This is a genomic window from Aquimarina aquimarini (genome assembly GCF_900299535.1).
Taxonomy (GTDB): Bacteria; Bacteroidota; Bacteroidia; order Flavobacteriales; family Flavobacteriaceae; genus Aquimarina; species Aquimarina aquimarini.
In genome coordinates this window covers 18,367-44,481 of the sequence record NZ_OMKE01000052.1, presented here as the reverse complement: position 1 = coordinate 44,481, position 26,115 = coordinate 18,367, and the positions used below count along the sequence as shown (strand labels likewise).

The 26,115-nt window shown below is 30.0% G+C and carries 28 protein-coding genes; all 28 read right to left on the bottom strand.

The genetic code is table 11. From position 1 onward, the window contains the following. Positions 1-56: 56 nt before the first annotated feature. Positions 57-1,028 (bottom strand): UDP-glucuronic acid decarboxylase family protein, encoded by a 972-nt coding sequence (locus DG508_RS18620; RefSeq protein ID WP_108869592.1) that lies wholly within the window; start codon positions 1,026-1,028, stop codon positions 57-59. After that, on the bottom strand, positions 1,025-2,335 hold the full coding sequence (locus tag DG508_RS18615; RefSeq protein WP_108869591.1) for a UDP-glucose dehydrogenase family protein: 1,311 nt from the start codon (positions 2,333-2,335) through the stop codon (positions 1,025-1,027). Before DG508_RS18615 ends, DG508_RS18620 begins: the two co-directional genes overlap by 4 nt. Further along, on the bottom strand, positions 2,332-3,396 hold the full coding sequence (locus DG508_RS18610; protein WP_234418261.1) for an MraY family glycosyltransferase: 1,065 nt from the start codon (positions 3,394-3,396) through the stop codon (positions 2,332-2,334). Before DG508_RS18610 ends, DG508_RS18615 begins: the two co-directional genes overlap by 4 nt. 138 nt (positions 3,397-3,534) lie before the next feature. After that, the gene (locus DG508_RS18605; protein ID WP_108869589.1) at positions 3,535-4,716 is read right to left on the bottom strand and encodes an O-antigen ligase family protein; all 1,182 of its coding nucleotides are present in this window, start codon (positions 4,714-4,716) and stop codon (positions 3,535-3,537) included. A 3-nt stretch (positions 4,717-4,719) separates the two neighbouring features. After that, on the bottom strand, positions 4,720-5,412 hold the full coding sequence (locus DG508_RS18600) for a WecB/TagA/CpsF family glycosyltransferase (RefSeq protein ID WP_108869588.1): 693 nt from the start codon (positions 5,410-5,412) through the stop codon (positions 4,720-4,722). Next, positions 5,399-6,157: a 6-hydroxymethylpterin diphosphokinase MptE-like protein gene (locus DG508_RS18595; protein WP_159090926.1), complete on the bottom strand. Its 759-nt coding sequence runs from the start codon at positions 6,155-6,157 to the stop codon at positions 5,399-5,401. Before DG508_RS18595 ends, DG508_RS18600 begins: the two co-directional genes overlap by 14 nt. Before the next feature lie 83 nt (positions 6,158-6,240). Continuing rightward, entirely contained in the window at positions 6,241-7,257 is a 1,017-nt protein-coding gene (locus DG508_RS18590) for a hypothetical protein (RefSeq protein ID WP_108869586.1), read from the bottom strand. 285 nt (positions 7,258-7,542) lie between these two features. Next, positions 7,543-8,226 (bottom strand): 6-phosphogluconolactonase, encoded by a 684-nt coding sequence (pgl, locus tag DG508_RS18585; protein ID WP_159090924.1) that lies wholly within the window; start codon positions 8,224-8,226, stop codon positions 7,543-7,545. Between the two features lie 4 nt (positions 8,227-8,230). Then, positions 8,231-9,661, bottom strand: coding sequence for a polysaccharide biosynthesis protein (locus DG508_RS18580; protein ID WP_108869584.1), 1,431 nt, complete (start codon positions 9,659-9,661; stop codon positions 8,231-8,233). A gap of 19 nt (positions 9,662-9,680) precedes the next feature. After that, positions 9,681-10,634, bottom strand: coding sequence for a glycosyltransferase family 2 protein (locus tag DG508_RS18575; protein ID WP_108869583.1), 954 nt, complete (start codon positions 10,632-10,634; stop codon positions 9,681-9,683). A gap of 24 nt (positions 10,635-10,658) precedes the next feature. Next, complete coding sequence (locus DG508_RS18570) at positions 10,659-11,543, bottom strand: NAD-dependent epimerase/dehydratase family protein (RefSeq protein WP_108869582.1); 885 nt, start codon at positions 11,541-11,543, stop codon at positions 10,659-10,661. A 6-nt stretch (positions 11,544-11,549) separates the two neighbouring features. Next, positions 11,550-12,092 (bottom strand): dTDP-4-dehydrorhamnose 3,5-epimerase, encoded by a 543-nt coding sequence (gene rfbC, locus DG508_RS18565; protein ID WP_108869581.1) that lies wholly within the window; start codon positions 12,090-12,092, stop codon positions 11,550-11,552. A 45-nt stretch (positions 12,093-12,137) separates the two neighbouring features. Next, positions 12,138-13,352, bottom strand: a complete 1,215-nt coding sequence (locus DG508_RS18560) for a DegT/DnrJ/EryC1/StrS family aminotransferase (protein ID WP_108869580.1) — start codon at positions 13,350-13,352, stop codon at positions 12,138-12,140. 28 nt (positions 13,353-13,380) lie between these two features. Beyond that, positions 13,381-14,469 (bottom strand): CDP-glucose 4,6-dehydratase, encoded by a 1,089-nt coding sequence (gene rfbG, locus DG508_RS18555; protein WP_108869602.1) that lies wholly within the window; start codon positions 14,467-14,469, stop codon positions 13,381-13,383. Next, positions 14,457-15,233, bottom strand: coding sequence for a glucose-1-phosphate cytidylyltransferase (rfbF, locus tag DG508_RS18550; protein WP_108869579.1), 777 nt, complete (start codon positions 15,231-15,233; stop codon positions 14,457-14,459). Before rfbF ends, rfbG begins: the two co-directional genes overlap by 13 nt. A gap of 16 nt (positions 15,234-15,249) precedes the next feature. Beyond that, a complete protein-coding gene (locus DG508_RS18545) occupies positions 15,250-15,933 on the bottom strand; it encodes an acylneuraminate cytidylyltransferase family protein (protein ID WP_159090923.1) in 684 nt (227 codons plus the stop codon). Positions 15,934-15,946: 13 nt separating this feature from the next. After that, on the bottom strand, positions 15,947-16,399 hold the full coding sequence (locus DG508_RS18540; protein ID WP_108869577.1) for a NanQ anomerase/TabA/YiaL family protein: 453 nt from the start codon (positions 16,397-16,399) through the stop codon (positions 15,947-15,949). Beyond that, on the bottom strand, positions 16,396-17,472 hold the full coding sequence (locus DG508_RS18535) for an AroB-related putative sugar phosphate phospholyase (cyclizing) (RefSeq protein WP_108869576.1): 1,077 nt from the start codon (positions 17,470-17,472) through the stop codon (positions 16,396-16,398). The genes DG508_RS18540 and DG508_RS18535 overlap by 4 nt, the downstream gene beginning before the upstream one ends. Beyond that, positions 17,450-18,199 carry an SDR family NAD(P)-dependent oxidoreductase gene (locus DG508_RS18530; protein WP_108869575.1) on the bottom strand — a complete coding sequence of 250 codons (750 nt, stop codon included), beginning with the start codon at positions 18,197-18,199 and terminating at the stop codon, positions 17,450-17,452. The genes DG508_RS18535 and DG508_RS18530 overlap by 23 nt, the downstream gene beginning before the upstream one ends. Before the next feature lie 3 nt (positions 18,200-18,202). Beyond that, a complete protein-coding gene (locus DG508_RS18525) occupies positions 18,203-19,138 on the bottom strand; it encodes a phosphoglycerate dehydrogenase (protein WP_199912814.1) in 936 nt (311 codons plus the stop codon). A gap of 1 nt (position 19,139) precedes the next feature. Beyond that, entirely contained in the window at positions 19,140-20,138 is a 999-nt protein-coding gene (locus DG508_RS18520; RefSeq protein ID WP_108869574.1) for a Gfo/Idh/MocA family protein, read from the bottom strand. Between the two features lie 3 nt (positions 20,139-20,141). Next, positions 20,142-20,765: an SIS domain-containing protein gene (locus DG508_RS18515; protein WP_108869573.1), complete on the bottom strand. Its 624-nt coding sequence runs from the start codon at positions 20,763-20,765 to the stop codon at positions 20,142-20,144. A 4-nt stretch (positions 20,766-20,769) separates the two neighbouring features. Beyond that, entirely contained in the window at positions 20,770-21,651 is an 882-nt protein-coding gene (gene rfbD, locus DG508_RS18510; protein WP_234418260.1) for a dTDP-4-dehydrorhamnose reductase, read from the bottom strand. Beyond that, a complete protein-coding gene (rfbC, locus tag DG508_RS18505; RefSeq protein WP_108869572.1) occupies positions 21,644-22,192 on the bottom strand; it encodes a dTDP-4-dehydrorhamnose 3,5-epimerase in 549 nt (182 codons plus the stop codon). Before rfbC (DG508_RS18505) ends, rfbD begins: the two co-directional genes overlap by 8 nt. 2 nt (positions 22,193-22,194) lie before the next feature. Beyond that, the gene (gene rfbA / locus DG508_RS18500) at positions 22,195-23,052 is read right to left on the bottom strand and encodes a glucose-1-phosphate thymidylyltransferase RfbA (RefSeq protein WP_108869571.1); all 858 of its coding nucleotides are present in this window, start codon (positions 23,050-23,052) and stop codon (positions 22,195-22,197) included. A 7-nt stretch (positions 23,053-23,059) separates the two neighbouring features. Next, the gene (gene rfbB, locus DG508_RS18495; RefSeq protein ID WP_108869570.1) at positions 23,060-24,091 is read right to left on the bottom strand and encodes a dTDP-glucose 4,6-dehydratase; all 1,032 of its coding nucleotides are present in this window, start codon (positions 24,089-24,091) and stop codon (positions 23,060-23,062) included. Position 24,092: 1 nt separating this feature from the next. After that, positions 24,093-25,064: a type I phosphomannose isomerase catalytic subunit gene (locus DG508_RS18490; RefSeq protein ID WP_108869569.1), complete on the bottom strand. Its 972-nt coding sequence runs from the start codon at positions 25,062-25,064 to the stop codon at positions 24,093-24,095. 66 nt (positions 25,065-25,130) lie between these two features. Continuing rightward, the gene (locus DG508_RS18485; protein WP_108869568.1) at positions 25,131-26,114 is read right to left on the bottom strand and encodes a hypothetical protein; all 984 of its coding nucleotides are present in this window, start codon (positions 26,112-26,114) and stop codon (positions 25,131-25,133) included. Position 26,115 lies beyond the last annotated feature (1 nt).

Sequence of the window (26,115 nt, the reverse complement as noted above, 5' to 3'; positions counted from 1 at the left end):
TTGAAGCAATTAACGTTTTGTATTAACATATATTATCACAATACAATATAAAAACACTACATAAAATCTCTATGCTCACTTTTTTGAAGTTCTTCTTTTGAAAACTCTTTAAAGTAGTTTAAAGTTAATCGCATTCCTTGTGACCTATCAATTTTGGGTTCCCAATCTAAAACTTCCTTGGCTTTTGTGATATCTGGTTGTCTCTGCATTGGATCATCAATAGGTAATGGTTTATATACTACTTTCTGATTTGTATCTGTTAACTTCACAATTTCCTCAGCAAAATCTTTGATCGTTATCTCATCTGGATTACCAATATTTACAGGATATATATAATCACTAAAAAGTAATTTATAAATGCCCTCTACTTGATCATCTACATAACAAAAAGACCTGGTTTGTAATCCATCTCCAAATATTGTCAAATCCTCGCCTCGCAATGCTTGTCCTATAAAAGCAGGTACTACCCTACCGTCATTTAATCGCATTCTAGGTCCATAGGTATTAAAAATACGTGCTATTCTGGTTTCTAATCCATGATAGGTATGATATGCCATCGTAATCGATTCCTGAAAACGTTTGGCTTCATCATATACTCCTCTTGGCCCTATAGTACTTACATTACCGTAATACTCTTCGTTTTGAGGATGTACTAGAGGGTCCCCATATATCTCACTTGTTGAAGCTATCAAAATTCTTGCTTTCTTCTCTTTTGCTAACCCTAAAAGGTTATGTGTACCCAAAGATCCAACTTTTAATGTTTGAATCGGAATTTTAAGATAATCTATTGGACTCGCTGGGGATGCAAAATGTAGAATATAGTCCAATTCTCCTGGAACATGAACAAATTTGGTTACATCATGATGATAAAATTCAAATTGTTGTAGTTTAAAAAGATGTTCTATATTTTTGATATCACCTGTGATCAGGTTATCCATGGCAATCACATGAAACCCTTCTGCTATAAATCTATCACATAAGTGAGATCCCAAAAAACCTGCTGCTCCAGTAATTAGAATTTTTTTCATTTTACATCCTTTCTACCTATCGAAAAATACGAAATCTCTTCCCCTTCCATCTCCTTGATATCATATAAATTTCTTCCATCAAAAATTACTGGACACGAAAGTGTCTTTTTTATTTTATTAAAATCAGGAGTTCTAAAAATGCTCCATTCTGTACATATAATCAGTGCGTCTGCATTTTCTAAAGCATCATACATTGACTCTGTAAGATCAATTTTATTCTTATATTTTTTTGCTACATTATCCATTGCCTCAGGATCAAAAGCTCTAATCCTTGATCCTTCCCTTAGTAATTCATCAATCAAATATAATGATGGAGCTTCTCTAATATCATCAGTTTCTGGTTTAAATGCTAATCCCCAAATAGCAAATTTTTTATTACTAAGATCATTATTAAAATATTTTTTAATCTTTGGTAATAGCGCTATTTTTTGGTTATCATTTACTTTAATTACAGCATCTAGAATTTTAAAATCATATTGTGATTCTTTTCCTGACTTATGAAGTGCTTTTACATCCTTTGGAAAACAAGACCCTCCATATCCTATTCCAGGAAACAAGAAACGTTTTCCTATTCTAGAATCAGTACCTATCCCTATCCTCACTTTATCCACATCTGCGCCAACTTTTTCGCAATAGTTAGCAATCTCATTCATAAAAGTAATCTTAGTTGCCAGAAAAGAATTCGCCGCATATTTGGTAAGCTCAGCTGATTTTTCATCCATAATAATTATTGGGTTTCCAGATCTTACGAATGGTTTATACAATTTTTGCATTAGCTCGGTAGCTCTTTCTGAGCTTGACCCAATTACTATTCGTTCTGGTTTTAAAAAATCATCTACGGCAAAGCCTTCTCTTAAAAATTCTGGATTAGAAACTACATCAAAATCACATTTGGCATTCTCCTTAATAGTTTTATATACTTTTTCTGCAGTTCCTACAGGAACAGTACTTTTATCTACAATCACTTTATATTCAGTAATCATCTTTCCTATCTGCTCAGACACTCCTAAAACATATTGCAAATCAGCAGATCCATCACCATCGTCTGGCGTTGGTAGTGCCAAAAATATGATCTCACCATGATTCAGTCCTTCTTCTAGAGATGTAGAAAAAGTTAATCTACCTGCTTTAATATTTCTTTCGAACAATACATCCAAATGAGGTTCATATATTGGCACTTCACCATTACGCATTTTTTGAACCTTTTCTTCATTGATATCTACACAAACAACCTCATTACCAGTTTCTGCTAAACATGTTCCTGTTACTAGACCTACATAACCAGTTCCTATTACTGAGATTTTCATTTGTTTTTTTGCTTGTTTTTCTGCATTAATTTCCCTCCTCCTTTTCTAACTTCATTTTTTATATTATCCACCTTTCTTCTAAAAAAAATTTTTCTTTTGATGTTGGAAAAACTATAATCAAAACGATAAAAGAAATAACCTAATACGATAACTGTAAAAATAAGTACAATAACCAAATAAAAGTTATATGATGAACTTCCTAGAATAATAAACAGTACTACAAAAACAAGATTAAACCCCCCAATAATAAAACTAGCTTGTTTATGCGAAATTTTAAAATAATCGATCAATATATGGTGTGTATGATTTCTATCTGGAGAAAAAGGGCTTTTTTTATTTGCTAATCTTATCGTAAAAACACGAGCCGTATCGAATAATGGTACAATTAATATACTTATTGCTATCAGTGGTACATTTTCTAACAAAAAAGGAAGACTATCATATGATTCAGGAGATAATGCTAAAAATTTCAATGTTAATGTACTTATAATAAACCCAACAATAAGAGATCCCGTGTCACCCATAAATATTTTTTTACTTGATGAGAGATTAAAGCTCAAAAAAGCAATCAAACATCCATTTAGTGCAAGACAAAGAAGTACATAAAAAAACTCTTTAGTAATATAAAATATCGTTGTGTAAATTATAAGAATTATAATTCCAACAATCGCTGCTAATCCATCTATTCCATCAATAAGATTATACGCATTAATAATAGTGAGCATTAAAAAAGCCCCAACGAAATAATACAAATAAACAGGGATTTCATGTATTCCTAGAAAACCATTTAATGAACGAATCATAAAGCTTTCATTACTTAAAATAAAAATGATAGCAAGGAGTTGTGCTGCAAGTTTAGTATATGGTGACAATACTACAAGATCATCCTTTAAGCCAACAATGAAAAGAATAGTCAATCCAGGGATAAAATAAATTGCTTCATCATAATTATCCCATTCTTTTAAAAAAAAAAGAGTAAAAATTAAAGTGTAAAAAAAAGAAACTCCTCCTAAAGTAGGAGTAATTTTCACATGTGAACTTCTATTATTCGGTTTATCCATTAAATTCTTGTATTCAACAAGACCAATTATTTTAGGAATAGTCAAATATGTTATGAGATATGCGCCTATGAAAATGAGTATTAAAACTATTTCAATATTGAGAACAATCAAATTCATTCTTTCATATTTAATTAAATATTACTTTTTTAATTCAGAAGATTTAAAACTCAAATTACTCCATACATCTTTATTCGACGAAAAAAGTAATGAAAAAAATAAGAAGAAGAAAACCCCTCTTTGCAAATATATATAATCTTCTATCATTCCATAGGACATAACTAAAAAACATAATAATAGCCTTTCTTTATTTTTTAACTTGACAGACGTATATACTAAAAAGAAAAAGAGTATAATTAATATTACAAAACCTATAATCCCGTTTGATAGTAATTCCTTCAAATACATATTGTGAGGTATTAATCTTACATAGTTTTCTCCTATTTTAAAAAACACTTCATTAATTGACTCATCTCCAATCCCAAAAAGAAAATTTTGCTTAATAATGTTAAGTGATTCTTTAAAATATATTAATCTATGATCGAATGATTGACCTATTAATCTATAAATTAAGAAATCTCTAATGGTATATAGCAAAATTCCACACAATGTCAAAGATCCAATTATAGAATAAAAGGTTTTTTGAGTAAGCCCTTTGGAAAAAATTATAATCCAAAAAGAAAAAATAATCATTAATAAAATCGATAATTTAGAGCCTATATAAATCAAAGAGGTAAAAAGAAAAAAGTACAACCCTATTAATACCCATTTTGTTTTCCCCTTCTTATATATCAAATTTAATAATAACATCAAACCTGAAAAAACTATATAACTTCCAATATATGTATGATGATAAGATCCTGGCATTTCTTTTTTAAGAACATTCATCAAACTAAACTGATCAATCTCTATATTTGCCCAAAAACTAACATAAAAAATCAAATATAACCATGCATATAAAATATATACGATTGTACCCAGAATAAAAAAAAGAGTCACTTGCTTCTTAATTCCGCTCAAATGTTCTTTAATATTAAACAACAAAAAAGGGAGAATAAGAAAAGAAAGCTTTGTGTCGTTAAAAATAACATTTTTTTCCATTTCTCTACCAGAGAGGGTAAGGCTTAGTAAGTCTGTTAGAAAAAATAGAATACATATGATTGAAAAAAAATCAAACCTAACTTTCTTTTTTAGCAAAAAAAATGAATTAATAACAATACCTCCCATCAAGATTGCCGAAACAATTAAAGGTAATGGCAACGGTAAAAAAAAAGCAAAAATGTAGAACCCAATATATTTAACATCAAAATCCTTTGGCATCATAAACTATATGTTATTAAAAAGATCCATAATAATATTAAAGTTTCTAAAAAACTTAGAAAAATTTTTTCTTGGAGATTGTAAGAATCTAAACAAGAATTCAAGTTTAATTTTTCTTATGAAATTTGGAGCTCTTCTATTATCTGGAGAAAAATAATCGAAAAACCCCCCTACAGTAATTACCATTAGTCCTTTTTCTTTGACTTCATTCACATTTTTCAACACCCATTTTTCTTGCAAAGGACTTCCCCTTCCAATCAATAAAATTGAATTATTTTTTATACTTTTAAGATCAATGGTCTCATAACCATTGACAGAAAAATAAGGTAACAAACCATACTCTTTTTCTAACCATTCTTTAAAAAACTTCAAACCATTATCTGTAGAACCATATAAAGCAAAAGAAATTTTTTCTTCTGCCGTATACCTCAAAACATAAGGTGTAAAATCAGTCCCATTAAGATTTGGCAATTTAATATTATACTTATGTTTATAAAGTATTTGCATTCCAATCCCATCAGGTAATAAATGTGAAGATATATCTAATGCTTCTTTGTATTCTCTATCCTTTTTTAATAAGGTATAATTAGAATAATACAAAAAATTTATAATACAAAATGAGTTTTCACTCCAGGTTCTAAAAACTTTGTCAATCAAAATTTTTTCTGAAGATTCTAGTTCAAAATCAAACTTTTTCATGCGGTTTTCCTTTATCCAATAAACTTGAAGGAGATAATCTTTCTAATACTTCAAGTTTACCCCCATCTGTTGAATTAATCAATTTACCATTGTTTTTTCTTAAAAACTTATCACATTCTTTAAAAGCTTGTTCAACTAAGTCATATGTTGGAGGAACCCACTTTTTATTGTTTCTATAGTTTTTTATAAAATGATTTCCTTCTCCCGACGCTTTGCCATCTTTTTGTTTTTTAAAACTAAAACTATGATCAACTCCATAGAGGTACATATCTTTAATTCCCATAAAATAGGCCATTTGTATCGCAGGGAATAAAGAACCCGCACCACTAGAAAAGCCTTTTGATACATTTCTTTGAAATCGAAAAGGTCTTTGATTAAGTATAAACCCCCAGCAATAATGATCATTAACTATTGGTTTCGTTTTTGAAATAATAAAAAACTTTCCCTTATTCTTCTCTATTAATTCTTCACCAAAATCTTCAATAACCTGTTTATCAGAAGTAAACACATAATCAGGGCGAAAATCTGTTTGATCATAAATTAAATGAATTCTGTTTGCACAAAAAATTATATAATCATCATCATAGAAAAATTTTTCTAGATATTCAATCTTTACACTTGGTCCATTCCCACAAATTATAGCTTTTTTATGTTTATGTTTATCTCTTAAATTTTCAATTTTATTATAATCAGTATTTGAGAGATATCCTTTCTTAATAAGAAAATAGGAAAACTTCCAAGCCAAATTGTTGGGTATGTTTTTCACCCTATTTAATATCGATTTCCTTTTCTTTAAAAGAAATAATGGATTTAAAAATTTACTATACATTATATTTTTTTCATTAAAACACCCCTATTTAAATATACGCCAGCTAAAATGAAAACTATAAAATTTCCACTTAAGGCTAAACTAGATGCTGATAAATTATAGTTTAAATAATACACTAAAATCATTGCTGATATACCCAAATAATCAGAATTACCAGATAATTTATATATTTTATAAGATCTTACCATTAATAGGTATAAAATAATACTTATTATAAGCCCACCCACTCCTATTTGGGCAACAACATTTCCAAAACCGCTTTCTGCTCCATTTTCTCCATTAACTATATTGGTTGAAGGATTCATTGGTCTATTTCCTGCCATACCTAACCCCATTCCAAACAACTTATTCATTGCTATTTCAAAACCTGTATACACTCCTACTATATGTGAAAAGGACCCATGTATAAAGGTGCTATTTGTTACTGTGTATCCCAAAAATATTAGCAGAGGAGTCATTCCTAAAAAAATTAATTTTAGATTCATTCTAAAGTAATCTATAGCAATGATAAGAAGTATCGAAAGAATAAATATTTTCGAAAAAACCATCATTCCACATAGAAGAATCAGAATCAAAAATATTTTTTTATAATTAAATTTATTTGAAAAATAAAAGAATGCAAATATATATGAGAAAAAGGAACCTAAAGTTGAAGGTTCTAAAAAAACCGATAACATTCTTCTAAATTTTTTCTTATATAAAAAATATAAATCAGACGTATATCCTCTTCCTGTTTGTTTAATTGATTCTATTTCAAGACCTTGAGTGTCGTTGTTCCAATATTTAGGGAGGCTTAGCCATTCATCCCAAAAGTAATCTGGCAAAAAATATTCTATAAGCCCAAACAGGCAAATAAATAAAGAAATCCCAATTATGAAGTTTTTTATTGAAGTAAAACCATAACCAAAAAAGAGGCCATGGAAAGAAAAAAAAATGATATACAAAATCAAAATTCTCCTTAAATTATATAATTTAAAATATAAGTTTGATTCAGAAAGAAAAAAACTAATCGTCATGATTAGAATAAATAAGAAAAAAAGCGAATAGAGTTTTAGATGCTCTTTATTAATTTTTGATACAATTAATGTATAAAGCATCATTAAAGAAAATATCGAAAAGATCAAAAGATCCTTTATTACAGGAAAATAATTAATAAAAAATTGTTGATCCGACAAATTAAATAACAATAAGCCTATAAGTGGTTGTAGAATTACTACAAACACTAAAAAATAAAAAATTACTTTAACTTGGCTTTGCATTTTAAAGATACTTGTTTTTGTTGATTTATCCTTTTAGAACTATCACACTAGTATTAAGGTTTTCAAATTGAAATCAGTTATCCTATGGATTGGATAATTCTTATCTCTATTTTCGAAAAACAAATTGTATTTGCTTTTATTGTTGATGATTAATAGCTTTTTGGATTTATTTATTAACTCCAAAGACAAACTAATTCTTTTGTGCCCGTTATACTCTTTTTTTGTACAGACAACTAATTTTTCTTTTTCTTCTACTTCTTCACTGCCTGGAAAAAGTGATGCTACATGTCCATCCTCTCCCATACCTAAAAGAATAAAATCAAAAAAATTAACTTGATGTTTTTTAAAGTATTTATGAATTTCCTCCTCATACAACTTAGAGGCAACTTCGGGTTCCATTTCTCCTTTAATTCTATATACCCCACCAATATTGTCAATTTTAGAGATTAGATGTTTAAATGCCAGGTTATAATTACTTTCATCATGATTAGGAGGAACGCATCTTTCATCTAACCAAAAGATATCAACTTTACTCCAATTGATTTTTTCTTTATATCCTTTGATTAATTCTTCAAAAAAAAGCTTGGGCGTTCTTCCTCCCGAAAGCACCAACGAAAATCGTTCATTGTACTCAATACTCTCTTTAGCTTGTTCAACAATTAACTCACAGCCAATTTTTACGAATTCTTCAACACTCTGCGTGTCTATACTATTTTCATTCATCATAAGATCATATTTCAATTGAGATGTAAACAAGACTAATTAAGCTAACTATTATAATAATCGGTATAAACATATACTTTTCAAATTCAATAAAAGTCGTATTTAATGTTTTATATGTTCTCTTAATAATAAATGGAGCCGTTGCAAGCGTAGATACCAATGCAGCCAAAGGAAAAACGACAATACCTAATTCCTTGTACAATAGTCCCAAAAATAAAAAATAGATAACAAAAACTATTGAAGCATTAATATGTTCAATTACATTGTTTGCTTGGTTAGAAATTGCCAAATTAATACCTGCCCATCTTGATATTAATGTTGAATAAGTAAAGGCAAGTAACAGCGATATTCCTCCTAATTCTGCATTTCCTTTTATAATACTTATTAAGTTTTCTCCAAAAAACAAAATCACAACGATACCAATTACGAATATTCCGTAAGAAAGATACAGCACTTTTTTTAATAACGGTATTAATTTTTTAAAATCACCTCTTCCTCTGAAAGCTGCTATTTCTGGAATCTTAGCTTGAAAAGTAACCATGGTAAATGATTCTAATAGCTCAAATAATCTTTTAGTTAAAAGAAATGATGCTGAACTAATTGGAGTAAACAATTGTGCTACGATAACCCCTGAAATATGTTTAATTACAGTTGCAAAAATAGTTGTTAAACCACTTTTCCAAGCACTATCCCAAACTTCATTAAAAACTTCTTTCTTAAAAAAGGATTTAGGAATCTTTTGTAAAAAACTATCATTAGATTTTTGTGAAGCAAAATAAAGACATAAACTATTCATTATTGCTATAAATTGTACAACTAGAATAATATTTAACAAACTAGGAAAGTAAATACCCACAAATAGGATTAGAAATATTCCAAAGAAACTAACAATCGTAATAACTCTATTGATCAAAGCTACCTTGTTTATTCCCCTAAGGTAGATCTGATAAATAGACATATAGAGGTTTATTGAAGTACTAAGAATAATCACCAGCCATGCGATCCAACCTTCTTGATAATTCTCCAAAAACCCTATTGGCTTTATAACACCCCATGTACCAAAAACAGCAAGTAAAAAGAAATAAATTAATGTCAAAAAAAGAAAAGTTCTTTTTAAAACAACATACAGATCAGAAAATTCTTGTTTATCAACATCTTTTGATAGACTTGCTTCGAGTTTATTCTTTATATCAAAAAACTCTTTTATTCTTACTCCCGAAAATGAGTATGAAAAAAAACGAACGAAAGTTGTATTAAATCCATATTGAATCCCCTGCCCAATTCCTACTATGGTAATAAACAAAAACCATACATTAACTTGTTCTACAGAAAATTGCTTAAGAACAATGGGGAGGGTTACTAAACTAAAGACCACCTTTATAAGCTGGGATATCCAGGAAGTAAAAATCGAAGAATTATACAGTTTAGATAATATCATGAAAAATTATATAATCCTCTCATTTCTTTCCAAAAAGAAGATGTTTTATATTTGAATTAAAATCTAATCCAACAGCAAAGCTCACGCTTTTACTTAATTTGAACTTATTTCGCACTAAATAAGCAATAATAGATCTATATCTCAGCCTCTTTTTATAAAAAGAGTATATCAAATTACTTAACTTAATTTTAGCATCAATAAGCTCTCTACTATGTGTACTATTAGCAAGATCTAGTAGGTCGATATATTTATCAAAATTATTGTCGGCAAATGAACTATTATCTGCTCTCCATTTAACAATTGGAAATGGCAAATAGGTAACATTAAATTGGGTTGAATTATTTTTTATCTTCAAAAAAATATATACATGGGGGAAAATGTTAGAAAGATAAAAATCATCAATTTTTGATAGTCGTATAATTTCATCAATAGTATCTTTTTTAACGATCAATGAGCTAATAAAACACCCCAATGCATTTACACTTTTTACATCATCTAAATATGATATAAAATCTTCCTTATCAGACCAATTCCATGTATTTTCTTTTGTAAAATTCGTTCTAAAATAATTGTCTACTCCATATGTATTCATTTCAGTATCACAAAGCTCTCTATTGGTTATATAAAGTTCATTGTTAGATTGTAAATGAGAGGTAATGAAATCAAAACTATATTTCTCAGAAATTGTATCATCACTACCAAAAATCCAGACGTACTGACCCTTAGCCATATCTAAACAATTAATAAGGTTCTTTTGAAAACCTATATTTGATTGGTTAAAGCATGTATTGAAGTTAGGGAATTTTTCATTCCAATATGATAAAACCTCTTTAGAGTTATCTGTTGAACAATTATCACTTATGCAGATTTCAATATTGTCTAAGTCATTTTCAACTAATTTAAAAATGCTTTCAAGTGCCTCATTTAATTCTTGTCCCTTATTGTAATTTGGAATCGAAAACGATAATAACATATTTTTCTAAGTTAAATTCGATTTTTATTTATTAAATAATCTATTCAATCCTTCTTTTAACGAGATTTTCTGTGTCCAATTAGGTAAAATTTCAAATGAAGACCATAATTTCATCACTTCTCTTTTGCGATATGGTTTTTCTCCCCAATTAACTATGATTTCACTTTCAGAAATAGAATTAAAAATTTCAATTAGCTTTTTTAATGTTATAGTCTCTTTTGCAACAAGAGTATATTTTTCGTTCAGGCTTTTCTCATTTAAAAACTCATATGCACTTTCAAATCCCATGCAAATATCATCAGCATGCAATAAATTAATTTCCTGCTCACCTCCAGACATATCTAAAACCTTGCCTTCTTTAGAAAACTGATTAAGCAAATTAATCAATTTTGGTCTAGTATCATTTTCACTGTAAGAATCGAACAATTTTAATGTGATACACGATAATCCTTCTGCTTCATAATAATACGTGATTATTCGTTCAAATGCATCTTTTGTAGCTGCATATAAGCAAACTGGATTATAGGACTCATTATTAAAATGTTGCCATGAGGTGCCGGTATTAATTAGCTTTTTTACTTCAGCAATTCTCATTGCTTCTAACAAAAATGTTCCAAACAAAAGATTACTATTAATAAGTGAGTTTACATCTTCTGGTTTATGTTCTGCTATAAAGCAAGACGCTAAATGAAAAACTACGTCTATTTTTTGTTCTTTTAAGAAAGATGCCAATTCGTTAACAGAATCAGTGTAATTGTATAATACAATGTTCTCTTCAATATCCTTTAAGTTGCTTAAATCGGCATTTTCTCTAATTCCGACACTAATATTATATCCTTTCTTATAAAGATACCTACATAGATTGGATCCGATAAATCCTGTTCCACCAGTTATAAAAACATTTTTCATATATATCTAAAACGGAGATTTAAATTCTTCTAAACTTAAAAAGCTTTTATCTCTATCTGACATAATCAAATCTTCATTTTTTATGTCCCAATCGAAATCAATTGAACTCCATAGAATTCCTGAATCTGCCTCAGGATTATATTCAGTAGAAACGTTATATTGCATAACAGTATTATCCTCTATAGCTTTGAAGCCATGCGCTATTCCAGTTGGCAAATATACCATCTTATGATTAGTAGATGACAACTCAAAAGATAATGTTTCCCCAAAGGTTTTCGATTTTTTTCTAATATCAACAACAATATCTAAAACGCTACCGTTGATTACATAAACTAATTTACCATGATCAAAAGGTGGAAATTGAAAATGTAAACCACGAATAGTATTTTTATTAGAAATAGAGTAATACGTTTCTCTAATGTTGAAATCAATATTTTGATCTTCGAAAGTATTCTTATGAAATGTTTTAACAAATTTCCCTCTCTCATCATTTGCATAGAAAGGTTCTATGACATAAAGTCCCTGAATTTCTGTTTCTATAAACTTCACCTTAGTTTTTTTTCGATAAATTCTATAATTATTAATTTAGTCTGCTTATATATACTGACCTAAAAACAATTCTATATTCTTATGTAATTTTTCAAACATTTCTTCTGTCAGACCATGATGCAACGGTAACAATACTCCATTTTTCATTATGTTATCTGAATTAGGATATCCATGTTCTGTTACTCTTTTATCAATATTGATAAAACCAGGCTGTCGATTAATATTACCTGTAAATACTACACGTGTTTGGATGTTTCTTTTCTCTAAATAAATCTGAAACTCTTTTCTTGAAAACGGAGCTTCTTCTTTAATTAAAATAGGAAATGCTAACCAAGCAGTGTTTGCTCCTTTTGTCTCCTCTGGAGTTATAAAGAATTTATCGTGCTTTTTGAAAAATTCAATTTGCCTGTTTAAATTTTCTTGTCTAGTTTTAATATTATGGTCTAATTTATTTAATTGAGTCAACCCAAACGCAGCACCTACCTCGTTTCCTTCTAGATTATATCCTACTGTTTCAAAAACAAATTTTGCATCATATTCAATCCCTTCAAGATTAACATTAAATCTGTTTTCAATAGCTTCGCTTTTTTCATCAAACAGCGACGAACTTCTACCCCAAGAACGAAGTAACTTGGCTCTTTTCATCACCTCATCATCATTTATGGCAAGAGCACCGCCATTTCCTGCACAATTAATAATGTGAGAGCCATAAAAACTTGTTATTGACATATCAGAGTAATAACCAGAAGATTTTCCATTTAATGTAGCTCCTAATGTGTCAGCAGAGTCTTCAATAACCTTCAATCCGTGCTTATCGGCAATCTCTCTAATTTCTTCCCACTTACAAATATTTCCCATTAGGTTCGGGGCAATAATTGCTACTGTTTTATCAGTAATCATTTCTTCTATCTTAGTTGGGTCAATACAATATGAGTATTCTTCGACATCAACAAAAACAGGTATAAGATCATTCTTAATTAAACACCCTACAGTGGTTGAAAAGGTTAAGGCAGGTGTAATAACCTCGGCTCCCTTCGGGAATTGGAAAGCCTCAACGCCTATGTATAACGCAGATGATCCAGAATTAACATATAAACAGTGTTTTTTATCGAAAAGCTTTGCTATTTCGGCTTCAAACTTTCTTGAATAATTCCCCATCTGGGTAGATTCATTTAGGCACTTAACTACTGCATCTATTTCTTCTTGCCCATACACGGTCTTTGCATATGAAACGAATAAATCCTCTGACACTTTGCTCATCACTTAACTATTTTTGTTACTTAATTTTTTATAATTGAAAATATTGATTAATTTCTTCTTCAGTTCTTTTTCTGATATCATCAGAGTTTAAATATGCTTTATTCCAATCAACAATAAGTTTTAACGTTGTCTCGATATCCCATCTTGGGTTCCAATCCAGTTTTGATTTGGCCTTAGAGCAATCTAATTTCAAATAATTGGCTTCATGCAATTTATTTAAATTATCTATTTCATATGAAGAGTCTTCTCCCCACAAAGCACAAATTTTACTTATTATCCATTCTACATTCTTAGCATCAGAATCCTCTGGTCCAAAGTTCCATCCTTCTGCATAATCGACTCCATCATTATATAGTTTTTCTGCAAGAAGAATGTAACCAGACAGCGGTTCTAAAACATGTTGCCAAGGTCTGATCGCATAAGGACTTCTTATTTTTATTTTTTCACCCTTAGCAATTGCTTTTATAAAATCTGGTATTAAGCGATCATTTGCCCAATCACCTCCTCCAATGACATTTCCAGCACGTGCTGATGCCAATGCTACGCCATGCTGATCATAATCTTTTGGATTAAAATATGAACTTCGATATGAAGACGTAACTAATTCTGAACACCCTTTACTGTTTGAATATGGGTCATATCCTCCCATGGGTTCATTTTCTCTATATCCCCAATACCATTCTTTGTTTTCATAACATTTATCCGTGGTCACATTCACTATAGATTTAACACTTGGAGTGTTCCTGCAAGCTTCTAATACATGAACTGTTCCCATTACATTTATAGCATAGGTGTCAATAGGTATTTTATAAGAATCTCTTACCAAAGGTTGTGCAGCCATATGAATTACAATTTCTGGTTGAGATTTTTGTATTACCTCAAGAAATTTTTCATAATCTCGGACATCTCCTATATAAGAAGTAATCGATTTTTCTACTTCTGCTTCTACAAATAGACTAGGTTCGGTCGGTGGATTTAGCGCATAACCAGATACATTAGCCTCTAATTTATTAAGCAATATGCATAACCATGATCCTTTAAAACCTGTATGCCCTGTAATAAGAACACGTTTACCATTCCAAAAGGACAGGTCTGTTTTTGAACCTAGTTTCCCCATAGTTTCCATGGTGCTTTATTTGTTTTTAACAGGTTTTCCAATTTCTTCTTATCTCTTAAAGTATCCATTGGTTGCCAAAAACCTTCATGTTTATATGCCATTAATTGATTGTCTTGTGCCAAACCTTTCAAAGGTTCCTGCTCCCAAATCGAATCATCTCCGGATATTCTATCTAATACTTTGGGTGATAGAACAAAAAAACCTCCATTAATTTGTGCCCCATCTCCTTTCGGTTTTTCTTGAAATTTATTAACTACTCCTTCATTAATGTCAAGAGCACCAAATCTTCCAGGAGGATAAGTAGCTGTAAGGGTCGCATCTTTGCCGTGTGCATAATGAAAATCTATTAGTTCCTTGATATCAATATCTGCTACACCATCTCCATAGGTAAAACAAAATGCTTCTTCATCTTTAATGTACGGCTCAACTCGTTTTAATCTACCTCCTGTCATAGAATTGTCTCCCGTATCAACTAAAGTAACTGTCCAAGGTTCTGCTCTTTTTTCATGAACGATCATTTTATTATCCTTCATGTTAAAAGTAACATCAGATTGATGTAGGAAATAATTTGCGAAATATTCTTTAATTATATAACCTTTATATCCGCAGCATATAATAAAGTCATTAATTCCATGATAGGAATATATTTTCATAATATGCCATAAAATAGGTTTACCTCCTATTTCTACCATTGGTTTTGGTTTTGAAACCGTTTCTTCACTTAATCGAGTTCCTAATCCACCTGCAAGAATAACTGCTTTCATTTACAATACTTTTATGTTAAATTCTACTTTTTAGAATATTTTCTATCAAAATAAAATCTTTTTCCTCACTTACTTTTAACCCTTTAAGCGGTTCAATTTCAAAGAGCAATCTATTATCTCCAAGGACCGCATAATTTTTTGTTTTCATTCTATCAATGAAAGATTTTGAATCCCAAATAGTAACAGCCCAATTTAATATTACTATTTTCTTGTTATCTTGAGAAGGCGCTAATTGTTCATTGACATTAATATTAACAGGCTCATCGTTGCAAAATGTCTGCATTTGAGTTGATGATGCAGAAATTAATGTATCGCCTTCATTATTCTTAAAAAACTCAACCGCATTTTCGATATCCTTGCTATCAATTAAAGGACACACTGGGTTTATCATTATTAGTGTATCTGGAGATAGTTTTTGTATAATATCGTAGTTAAACTCATCACTAGACGAATTATCATCTGCTAAGTTTTTCTCTCGTTTATATATCTTAACATTAGGAAAATTTTCTGACACATAATCTTCTATTTCCTGTGAGTCTGTATTTACATATATCTCATTCGTAATGTTTGCTGTAATCGCTGCAGAGATCGTATAATAAATCATTGGTTTATTATTCATTAACCTCATGTTCTTTCTAGGAACTCTCTTACTACCTTCTCTAGCTGGTATGTGAAGTACAATTACGCCTAAATCTCTCATTTTAAGTAATTTTTCAATATTTAACTTTAATGGTAGCCTTCTTAATAACCTGTGGTTCAACAATAAATTTTTGAGGACTATGAGCGTCTGAAGGAAACATAATTGCAAATACGCCATTTCCTATATCCACTTGATTTACATCTAATGATGTTTTACCATAATATGATACATCCTTTACAGGGTTATATTCGTGAGTTAATTTTAAATCATCTATGTGGCTCCACAAAATTCTTTCACGCCCAACCAGTGGGTATTGAATATCAATTACATTCTGGTGTGCTTCATACCCGAGTTCAAAAAATTCTTTTGTCTCGTATTCTGTAATTATCGCTTTTGCTCTCTCATTAATTTCATATACCCCTAAATCGATGTTTTTGTCCATTTTAGACAAGAACTCTAAGCCTATAAATATATCTTCTTGAAGAAAATTATAAAATTTATAGTTCCTTAAGTTATCTATTATCATACACTTCCATTTAAGTAATTATTCAAATATCCTACAAAACGTTCATCAGGCAAGATAAGTCTCTTCTCACCGTTTCCAAAATCGTTCAATAATATTAGCCCAAGTTTGTTTCCTACATTTTTCTTATCCTTTGATAATGCATTTAATAGGGTACTTGTATCCAAAGAAGTAAGGTCAAAACTGTGCCATATTTTCTTTAAAAGTGTTTTTATTTCCTCTCGAACTTCAGGATCAAGCATCTCATATTCAACAGAAATATAATTAGCTATGTCCATTCCGAAAGCAACTGCAATACCATGGGGTATTTTATAATTTGTAATACTTTCTATTGCATGTCCAAATGAATGACCATAATTCAACAGTTGTCTAATTCCTTCATCAAACTCATCTTGTTCAATAAAACCTTTCTTAATTTGAAGGCATGTAGATATTACATGTTTTAACTTGGATCTATCCTCTATAATCTCATTATAATTATCTGCTACCAGGTTAAAATCTTTCTTACTGGATAAAATTATATAATGACACAACTCTCCCAATCCAGATTTCAAATCGGTCTCGCTAATAGAATCCAAAAATTTTATATCAATAAAAATTTTACTTGGAGGATAAAACCCTCCTATCTGATTTTTGTATTCTTTAAAATTAATTGAGGTTTTGCTTCCAATACAACTATCTCCTTGCGCTAATAATGAAGTAGGAATAAACATCCACTCAACACCACGATAAAGTACCGAAGCAATAAACGAGGTAACATCTTGTGTGATACCTCCACCAATAGCAAATAACCTGTTTTTCTTTTTAAAACCACTTTTAATCAATGAATCAATTACGGGAATAGTTCCTTCATAGCTTTTCATTGTTTCGTTTGCATCTATTTCAAAACAGTTATGAGAATTCAATATTCCTTTAAAAGTTTTCTCATACAAAGATTTTACTTTAGAATCAATTACAAAAAAATCACCTTCTTTTACTTCATTAAGAAGAATCTCTTTTATGTTATCTCTAAAATAAACAGAATAGTCGTTTATTTTTGATTTCACATCGAAATCATAGACTTGTATATCCTCCATCTATAATTATATTTTGCCCTGTTAAATATGTGTTTAATTCACTTGATAAAAATAAAACCAAATTAGCTATTTCTTTAGGATCCGCCAATCTTCTCATCGGAATTTTATCTTCCAAGATTCTTAACTCTTCTTTGGTATTCGTTTGTTCAGTTAATTCTGTTAGTGTAAAACCAGGTGCTACTGAATTAACTAAGATATTATGCTCGGCCAAATCAATTGCTGTCGATTTACTAAACCCTGCTAATCCCCATTTAGACATTGAATACATAGCTCTTTCTTTTCTAGAAACACTACTCCAAATCGATGTTATATTAACTATTTTCCCTCCTTTATTATTAATCATTAATTGGCTTACTTCTTGGGTAATTAAAAAAGGTGCTTTTAAGTTTATATCCAATACATCATTATATTCTGAGAGGCTTATATCAGAAACTAAATTAAGCTTATTAATTCCTGCATTATTTACGAGAATGTCAATTTTCTTTAGAGATCTTAAGTACTCCAAAAAACCTTGGAGAGATTTTTCATCACCAAAATCACTTTGATAATACTCAATATTTTCAGAATCAAACTCTTGTTTAATTGTTTCTTCTTTTTTTTGTGTAGTTCCTGTTATAATAACTCTAGCTCCAGCTTCTAATAAAGCTAGACTTATTGCCTTGCCTATACCTCTTGTGCCTCCAGTTACAACGGCTAACTTTTTATTTAAATTAATTAATTGATTCATAATTTATGAGTTGAAAAAGTCAAGGATTCTTTCAATTGCTGCTTCACCCATGGCCTGTACTGCTTCTTTTGAATTTCCTCCAATATGAGGGGTATTCATTAGGTTAGGGATTCCTAACAACCCTAAATCAGTGGGAGGTTCTATGTCATAAACATCCATAGCTGCCCCTGCAATATCTCCTGCAATTAAGGCTTTCTTTAAATCATCTTGATTAAAAAGACCTCCTCTTGCTGTATTAATAACAAATGAGGTTTCTTTCATTAAGCTTAAAGTTGATTTATTGAATAGATTTTTCGTTTTATCAGTTAATGGAGTGTGAATAGTTATAATATCTGCATTCTTAAAAATTTCTTCTTTTGAAACGTGTGTTAAGTTATTAGCTTTATAATACTCTTTTTGACTAATTATATCGTTTACTAATATTTTACAATTAAACGGTTTTAATAAGGATATCACGTCCTTTCCTATATGGCCTACTCCAATTATCCCGATTGTTTTTTCTGATAATTGCATTCCTCCTGATTTATTCCAAATACTATTTTTCAATAAATTAGAAGTTACGTATAGGTTTCTGCATAGAGAAAGCATAAAACCAAGTGTCATTTCTGAAACAGATCTTTTATTTACCCCTTGCGGATAAAACACTTTTATGTTATGTTTTTCACAGGCTTCAAAATCAATATTATCAAGACCAACACCATATTTAGATATCGCTTTTAAGCTAGGGATTTGAGCTAACACTTCTTCGGTGATAAGATCAAGTCCTATAATCGCTACGTCACAATCTTTTAGAAAAGAGACCAGCTCTTCTGTTGTAAACCTTTTTCCTGCTTCATTTTTCTTAACTTTTTTAAATCCTAATGAATTTAATTGATTCATTAATTTTACATTTTTTGAAAATGCAATGGTGGTAACGCCAACGGTTAGGTTCTGTATCATTTTAAAAGCCTGATTTTTTATAAATTTCTTCTACCAAACTAAGTGTTTCTAAAGCATCTTTACTTGTTCCGTTTTTTATTTCAGATTTTCCTAAAACTGCGTCAATAAACTCTTCTACTTCAAGTGTCCAAGAATTATCGTTTTCAAACCAAGTTATATTTTCCTTTGGTTTTCCCATTGCAAAAGTGATGTCTTCAAACTCTCTTCTACCCACTACTAATTTCTCTGGAGCATAACTTCTTGTATTTGATAATATACCATCCAAATTGATATAACCTTCTTCAAAACACATTTCTAATAAAAACTTATGTTTCCATTGGGTTGCGCTTGAATGCATCATTGCTGTAACCTTTTCTTCTGATTGCATAATCACAAAAGCATTGTCCTCTGCTTTTATATTCCAATAAGAGGTTGTCACAAAACTATTGATATTTTTAAAATTTTGGTTCGAAAAATAACGCATTAAATCAAGCATGTGTATTCCTTGATCAATCAAAATACCACCTCCAGAATATTCTTTATAGTTTCTCCAATTTTTATCATAATCGATACTTCCTGCTTTTCCATAAACTCCACGGAGCCAAAGTAATTTGCCCATTTTCCCAGAATCAATAATTTTCTTGGCTTCCATCACGGAATAGTGATAGCGATGATTAAAACCATATTTCAGATGTACATCACTCTTTTTTTCAATTTCAATTACTGCTTTCAATTCCTTTGATGTCCTAGCTGGGGGTTTCTCACAAAAAACATGCTTACCCGCTTTAATCGCTTTTACAGTATATTCAGCCAACACATTATTAAATGCACATATAAATACAGCGTCAATATCCTCCTCTAAAAGTTGATCAAAAGATTCATGAAACTTTATGTTTTCATTAAGGTCATCTGGTTTATTGATATCATAAACACTAACAAGCTCTGCATGTTGATTTTTTTTAATCTCATTGGCTCTAACTCTACCAATTTTACCATATCCAGCTATTCCGATTTTAATCATTGTTTATAATTTAAAATTTGAAGCATCCATGTTTTGATATGAATCTCTTGCCCAATCTTCAATGTTCATGTATTTATCTAACCATAAATGAAGGAAAATCTGATGAATACATTCTACTAAACCATATGTCTTCCGTGGCACATATAACGAAAAATCTGCAATATCTGCACTCTTATTATTTTCTTTTAAACCAGACAAGCCTAAGGTAGGGATGTTGTTTTCTTTACAGTAATTTAAAACAGAAATAATATTTGAACTATTACCGCTACTACTGATGGTAGCAACTAAATCATCAGAATTAATTTTTTCAATCTTTAAGTATTCAACAAAAGCTTTATCATATGAATAATCATTTGATAAAGCCGTTAAAAGTGCACTATCACTAAGAGATTTAGCTAATACTCCTCCATTTTTTGACCAATCCAAAGCCATATGATTAGAAAAGGCGGCACTTGCACCGTTACCAATAAAAAAAATTCGTCCATTTTTTTGTTTCGCTACATGAGTTCTTTCTAATAGTTGATTAAAAAAATTCGTCTTATCAGTATTCTCTCCTCCAATTGTATATCTAGTCTCTTCTAACCCTTGTTTTATCGAATCAAAATATTTCTCTTCGTAGCTTATCATTTTTCTATTTTTTTAGAACCGAATCTATTTTTATTGTTTTTAATCTTTCCTGCCAAGAAAGAACATTAAAGTTGCATCTTCTTATAACCTTAGTGACATCCAAAACACTATACTTTGGTCTAGCAACAAAAGTAGAGTAATTATCTGTTTTTTCAAGTTTTATTGTATCAAGTTTATTCAAAATTCTTAAAATTTCTTCCGCAAAATCATACCATGTGGCTTCTCCTCGATTGCTAAAATGATAAATACCATACCTTGTACTACTTGATTGAATCAATTTTAAAATAAACTTAGCCAGATCATTTGCATTTGTTGGAGTACCTATTTCAGAAGTTGTGATAGTAAGTTCCGCTTCCGTTTTTGACTTTTCTAATATGGTTTTGTAAAAATTCTTACCAAATTCTGAATATAACCATGAGGTTCTAATAATAAAATATTTCTCAAGTATGTCTTGAACATGTTTTTCTCCTGCTAGCTTTGATTTACCGTACTGATTGATTGGATTAGGAGTATCCTCTACTGTATACGGAGTTCTTTTTTCTCCATCAAAAACATAGTCTGTAGATATATGAATCAAAGTTGCATTATAATCTCTACAGATTTCAGCTAAATTTTTTACTCCCTCAGCATTTACTTTAAATGCTTTTTCTGGTTCTCTTTCTGCTTGTTCTACGTTAGTATAAGCAGCACAATTAATTACAAAATCAAAAGATCTATCTGCAAAAAAGCTTTGTATATCTTTCTTTTTAGTAATACCTAAATTCTTAGAGCTTGCAAAATGTAATTCTAACTTTGAATAAACATCTTCTATCTTGCTTATACATTGTCCTAACTGCCCCCCTGCACCTGTTACCAACACCTTTATATTTGAGAATTGATCAGACATTTTTTAAATCTTTTAGAAAAGAAAGTGCTCTGTCTTTTTCTGATAAACGGATTTCTGAGGCATCTAGTTTCCAGTCAATTGCAAGATCTGGGTCATTATACATAATTCCAGATTCTGAAGATTTATTATAATAGTTATCACATTTATATGCAAAAATTGCCGTTTCACTCAAAGTAATAAATCCATGTGCAAAACCTCTGGGAACAAATACCTGATAATTATTTTGATCATTTAGAATAATAGAAAAGTGTTTTTTATACGTTTTAGAATTTGGTCTTAAATCAACAGCAACATCCATTACTTCTCCTTTACTTACTCTTACTAATTTTGCTTGTTCATATTCACCTGTTTGAAAATGTAGTCCTCTAAGAACTCCTCTTTCAGAAACGGACTGATTATCCTGAACAAAATCAATCTGCAATCCTGTAACTTTCTGAAAAACATTTTTTTGAAAGCTTTCAAAAAAAGTTCCTCTTTCGTCTTTATAAATTGTTGGTTTTAACACATAACAACCTTCTATCCCAGTATGTTCAATCTCCATTCTTAATCTAATTGAAGTAAATATTTACCATAACCACTTTTTATAAGAGGTTCTGCCAATTTTTGAAGTTGTTTCTTATCTATAAAGCCTTTTTTATATGCTGTTTCTTCAATTGCTCCAATTTTAAGGCCTTGGCGTTCCTCTATTACCTGTACAAACTGGCTAGCTTGCATTAGTGAATTAAATGTTCCTGTATCTAGCCATGCAGTACCTTTATCAAGAATACTCACTTGTAATTTTCCTTTTTTGAGATATGCATTATTTACATCTGTTATCTCAAGCTCTCCTCTTTTACTAGGATTAATATTTTTAGCTATTTCTACTACATCATTATCATAGAAATAAATTCCAGGAACTGCATATTTTGATTTAGGTTCTTTTGGTTTTTCTTCTATTGAAATCGCTATATTATTCTTATCAAACTCCACTACCCCATATCGTTCAGGGTCCTGTACATGATAAGCATATATAATTCCTCCATCAGGATTATTATTGTTTTCTAGTATAGTTTCAAGACCCGATCCATAGAAAATATTATCTCCTAATATAAGGGCAACCTTATCTTCTCCAATAAATTTTTCACCAATAATAAATGCTTCTGCTAAACCATTAGGGTTTTCTTGAATTTCATATTCAAACGTACACCCATATTCTTTACCATTTCCCAACAGTTTTTTAAAAAGAGGTAAATCTTGTGGAGTAGAAATAATCAAGATTTCTTTAATCCCAGCAGACATTAAGGTAGAAAGTGGATAATATATCATAGGTTTATCATACACAGGCATTAATTGCTTGCTTACAGCTAATGTAAGAGGGTGTAACCTCGTTCCTGAACCTCCTGCTAATATTATTCCTTTCATTTTTTTATTAGTCTACAAATAGATTTCCAATGTACTTGTCCAAATACCATCGAATTGTTTTCTCTATTCCTGTTTCAAAATTTTCTACAGCGCTCCATCCTAATTCATTTTCAATTTTAGTAGCATCAATTGCATATCGATAATCGTGTCCTGGTCTATCTGCTACAAAAGTAATCAGTTCTTTATAGGATATATTATTCTTTCTTGGAATCATTTTATCCAATAGATTACAAATAGTATTTGCTATATATATGTTCTCTCTCTCATTTTTACCACCAACCGTATAGGTTTCACCAATTTTTCCTGTGTGTAATACTAAATCCAACCCTTTGCAATGATCCTCTACATATAACCAATCTCGTATATTTTTACCATCCCCATAAATCGGAATATTTTCTTCATTAATTGCTTTTCTAATAATTGTTGGAATCAATTTCTCATCATGTTGTCTAGGTCCATAATTATTTGAACAATTTGTTGTCAAGACAGGCAATCCATAAGTATGAAAATAACTTCGAACCAGCATATCTGAAGACGCTTTTGATGCACTATAAGGACTGTTGGGAGCATAAGGAGTTTCCTCTGTAAAAAGTCCTGTTTTTCCTAATGTACCATATACCTCATCTGTTGAAATATGTAAAAAACGTGCATGCTTAAATTTTGGTTTTATTTCATGGGGAGAACTCATCCATGTTTGATATGCCTGTTGTAATAAATTAAAAGTCCCTACAATATTAGTCTCTACAAAAGTTTTGGGGCCTGTAATAGAATTATCAACATGAGATTCTGCAGCAAAGTGTACTACTGTATCAATATCATATTTCAAAAAAACCTCTTTAATTATCTGTTCATCACAAATATCAGCCTCTATAAGAACATAATCAATATCATTATCAATCTGAATATTATTTAGATCAGCTGCATATGTCAATTTATCCAAATTAATGATTCTTGATTTTGAATTATTAGAGATGAAATTAACGTAATTAGAACCTATAAATCCAGCTCCTCCTGTTATTAATATATTTCTATCTATCATATTAAATATACACTTCCAATAATTTCATTTCTGCACTATCACTCACAATAGAAAGGTTTTCGATAGAACGTGGGATCAATATTGTTTCTCCAAATGAAATAGCTTCAGAATAAATGCCTGTATTTATTGTACCATTTCCTTTTACACACATTAAAATCTTAAATGAATCCAACTCTTTATAATCTCTTTCAAACACACCATCTACATTGATAATGCTTGTTGTAAAATATGTGCCCGAAATAAGGTTATTAACCTTATTTTTACTCTTATCATATGTTAATTTAAAAGATCTATCTGAGGTAAAATCTAAAGCATCCAGTGCTAAATCAGTGTGTAATTCTCTCTCATTTCCTTCATCATCTTTTCTATCCCAATCATACACACGATAGGTAATATCAGAAGTTTGTTGAATTTCTGCAATCAATGCCCCTCCTCCAATGGCATGAATTCTTCCTGCTTTTATAAAATAACTATCTCCTTCTGAAATCTTTTCAAAATTGAGTAATTCTGTTATTTTTCCTTTTTCTAAAAACGCTTCATATTCTTCCTTTGATGTGTCCTTATCAAAACCAACTATGAGTTCAGCATCAGTATCTGCTTGAACAACATACCACATTTCTGTTTTCCCAAAAGAATTGTGACGTTTCTTGGCTAATTCATCATTGGGGTGTAATTGAACTGAAAGGTCTTCTTTTGCATCAATAAATTTTATTAATAAAGGAAATTGATTTCCGAACTCTTGATATACTTTCTCTCCTAACAGTTCTGAGGTATATTCACCTATAAGACCAGTTAGTTTTCTTCCTGCAAACTCACCATTTTCTATTATTGAAATATCCTCTCCTACTGTAGAAATTTCCCAGCTTTCGCCAACATTTGTTTTACTTGTCTGTTTATTTAAAATAGTTTTTAGCTTATTTCCTCCCCATATTTTTTCTTTCAGAATAGGTTGGAATTTTAATGGATACAACATAGGTTCTATTTTTTTATTAATGCTATCTTTTACATTTTGACAAGGAATTTAAAGAATAGACAAAACCTATTCTTCTTCTCTAATGAAATTATTTATCGTTCTTGATAAATACTTCAAAAAGAAAAACAAAGAAACTGCTCCAAATAAAATTAAAGGTATTATTAATAATGTTCTTCCTAATAACATTTTACGATTAGAGATAATATCTCCGTAATCCACAACAGAAAAAACTTCTTTATCCAACGCTAATAATTTTTCTTCTTCTTTAATAATTTCTATCAATTCTTCCTTTTGTTTTAATAATGAAGGAATTGTCGGGCTTTCTGACTCTACTGCAAAAACAAATTTACTATCATTTTGAATTGGTTTTTTAGTCAAATTAGTCAAATATTCATTTATAAACCGTAATGACTCTTTATTTTGAGCTAAAGCAATAGTCGCTTGTTTCAACTCTAAATCCAATACTTCTTTAAAGTAATCGTTTGATTTGATATACCCCAAAATGTTCTTAACAACCTTTTTGTTATTGTTATCTATACTTTTAAACCTTACGATTAACTTATGTTGTTTATAAAAGTTTCTATACTTTTTTTCATCGAGCAATTTTTCATCATAAACCTCAATAAAAGACCCTTTATCTTGATATTCTTCGTGTAATTCACTTAAAACATCTTCTGCTCTAATTATTGGCACAAAAGAAATTTCCTTTATATTTTCAACTAAATCTATTTCTAAACCGAGTTTTTTTACAAATAGACTGTCTTCAAAATTATCCTCTAAACCATCAATAAAATCATATATGTATTCTGTAGAATTATATTTAGGTTCAATTATAACCTCTTGTACATATACATCCTTTGTATCTTGATTTTGATCTATAAAGTACCCTATACCAAGACCTACAATCAATAAAATCAAAAACAAGATTGCTTTTTTCTTATAAAATAAAATTACGGAAACAATTAGCTTCAAGAACTTCCTAAAACCATTCTTAATCATTGCAAAAATTTGCATTAAATCAATTTCCTCATTGTAATTCTCATTACTCATA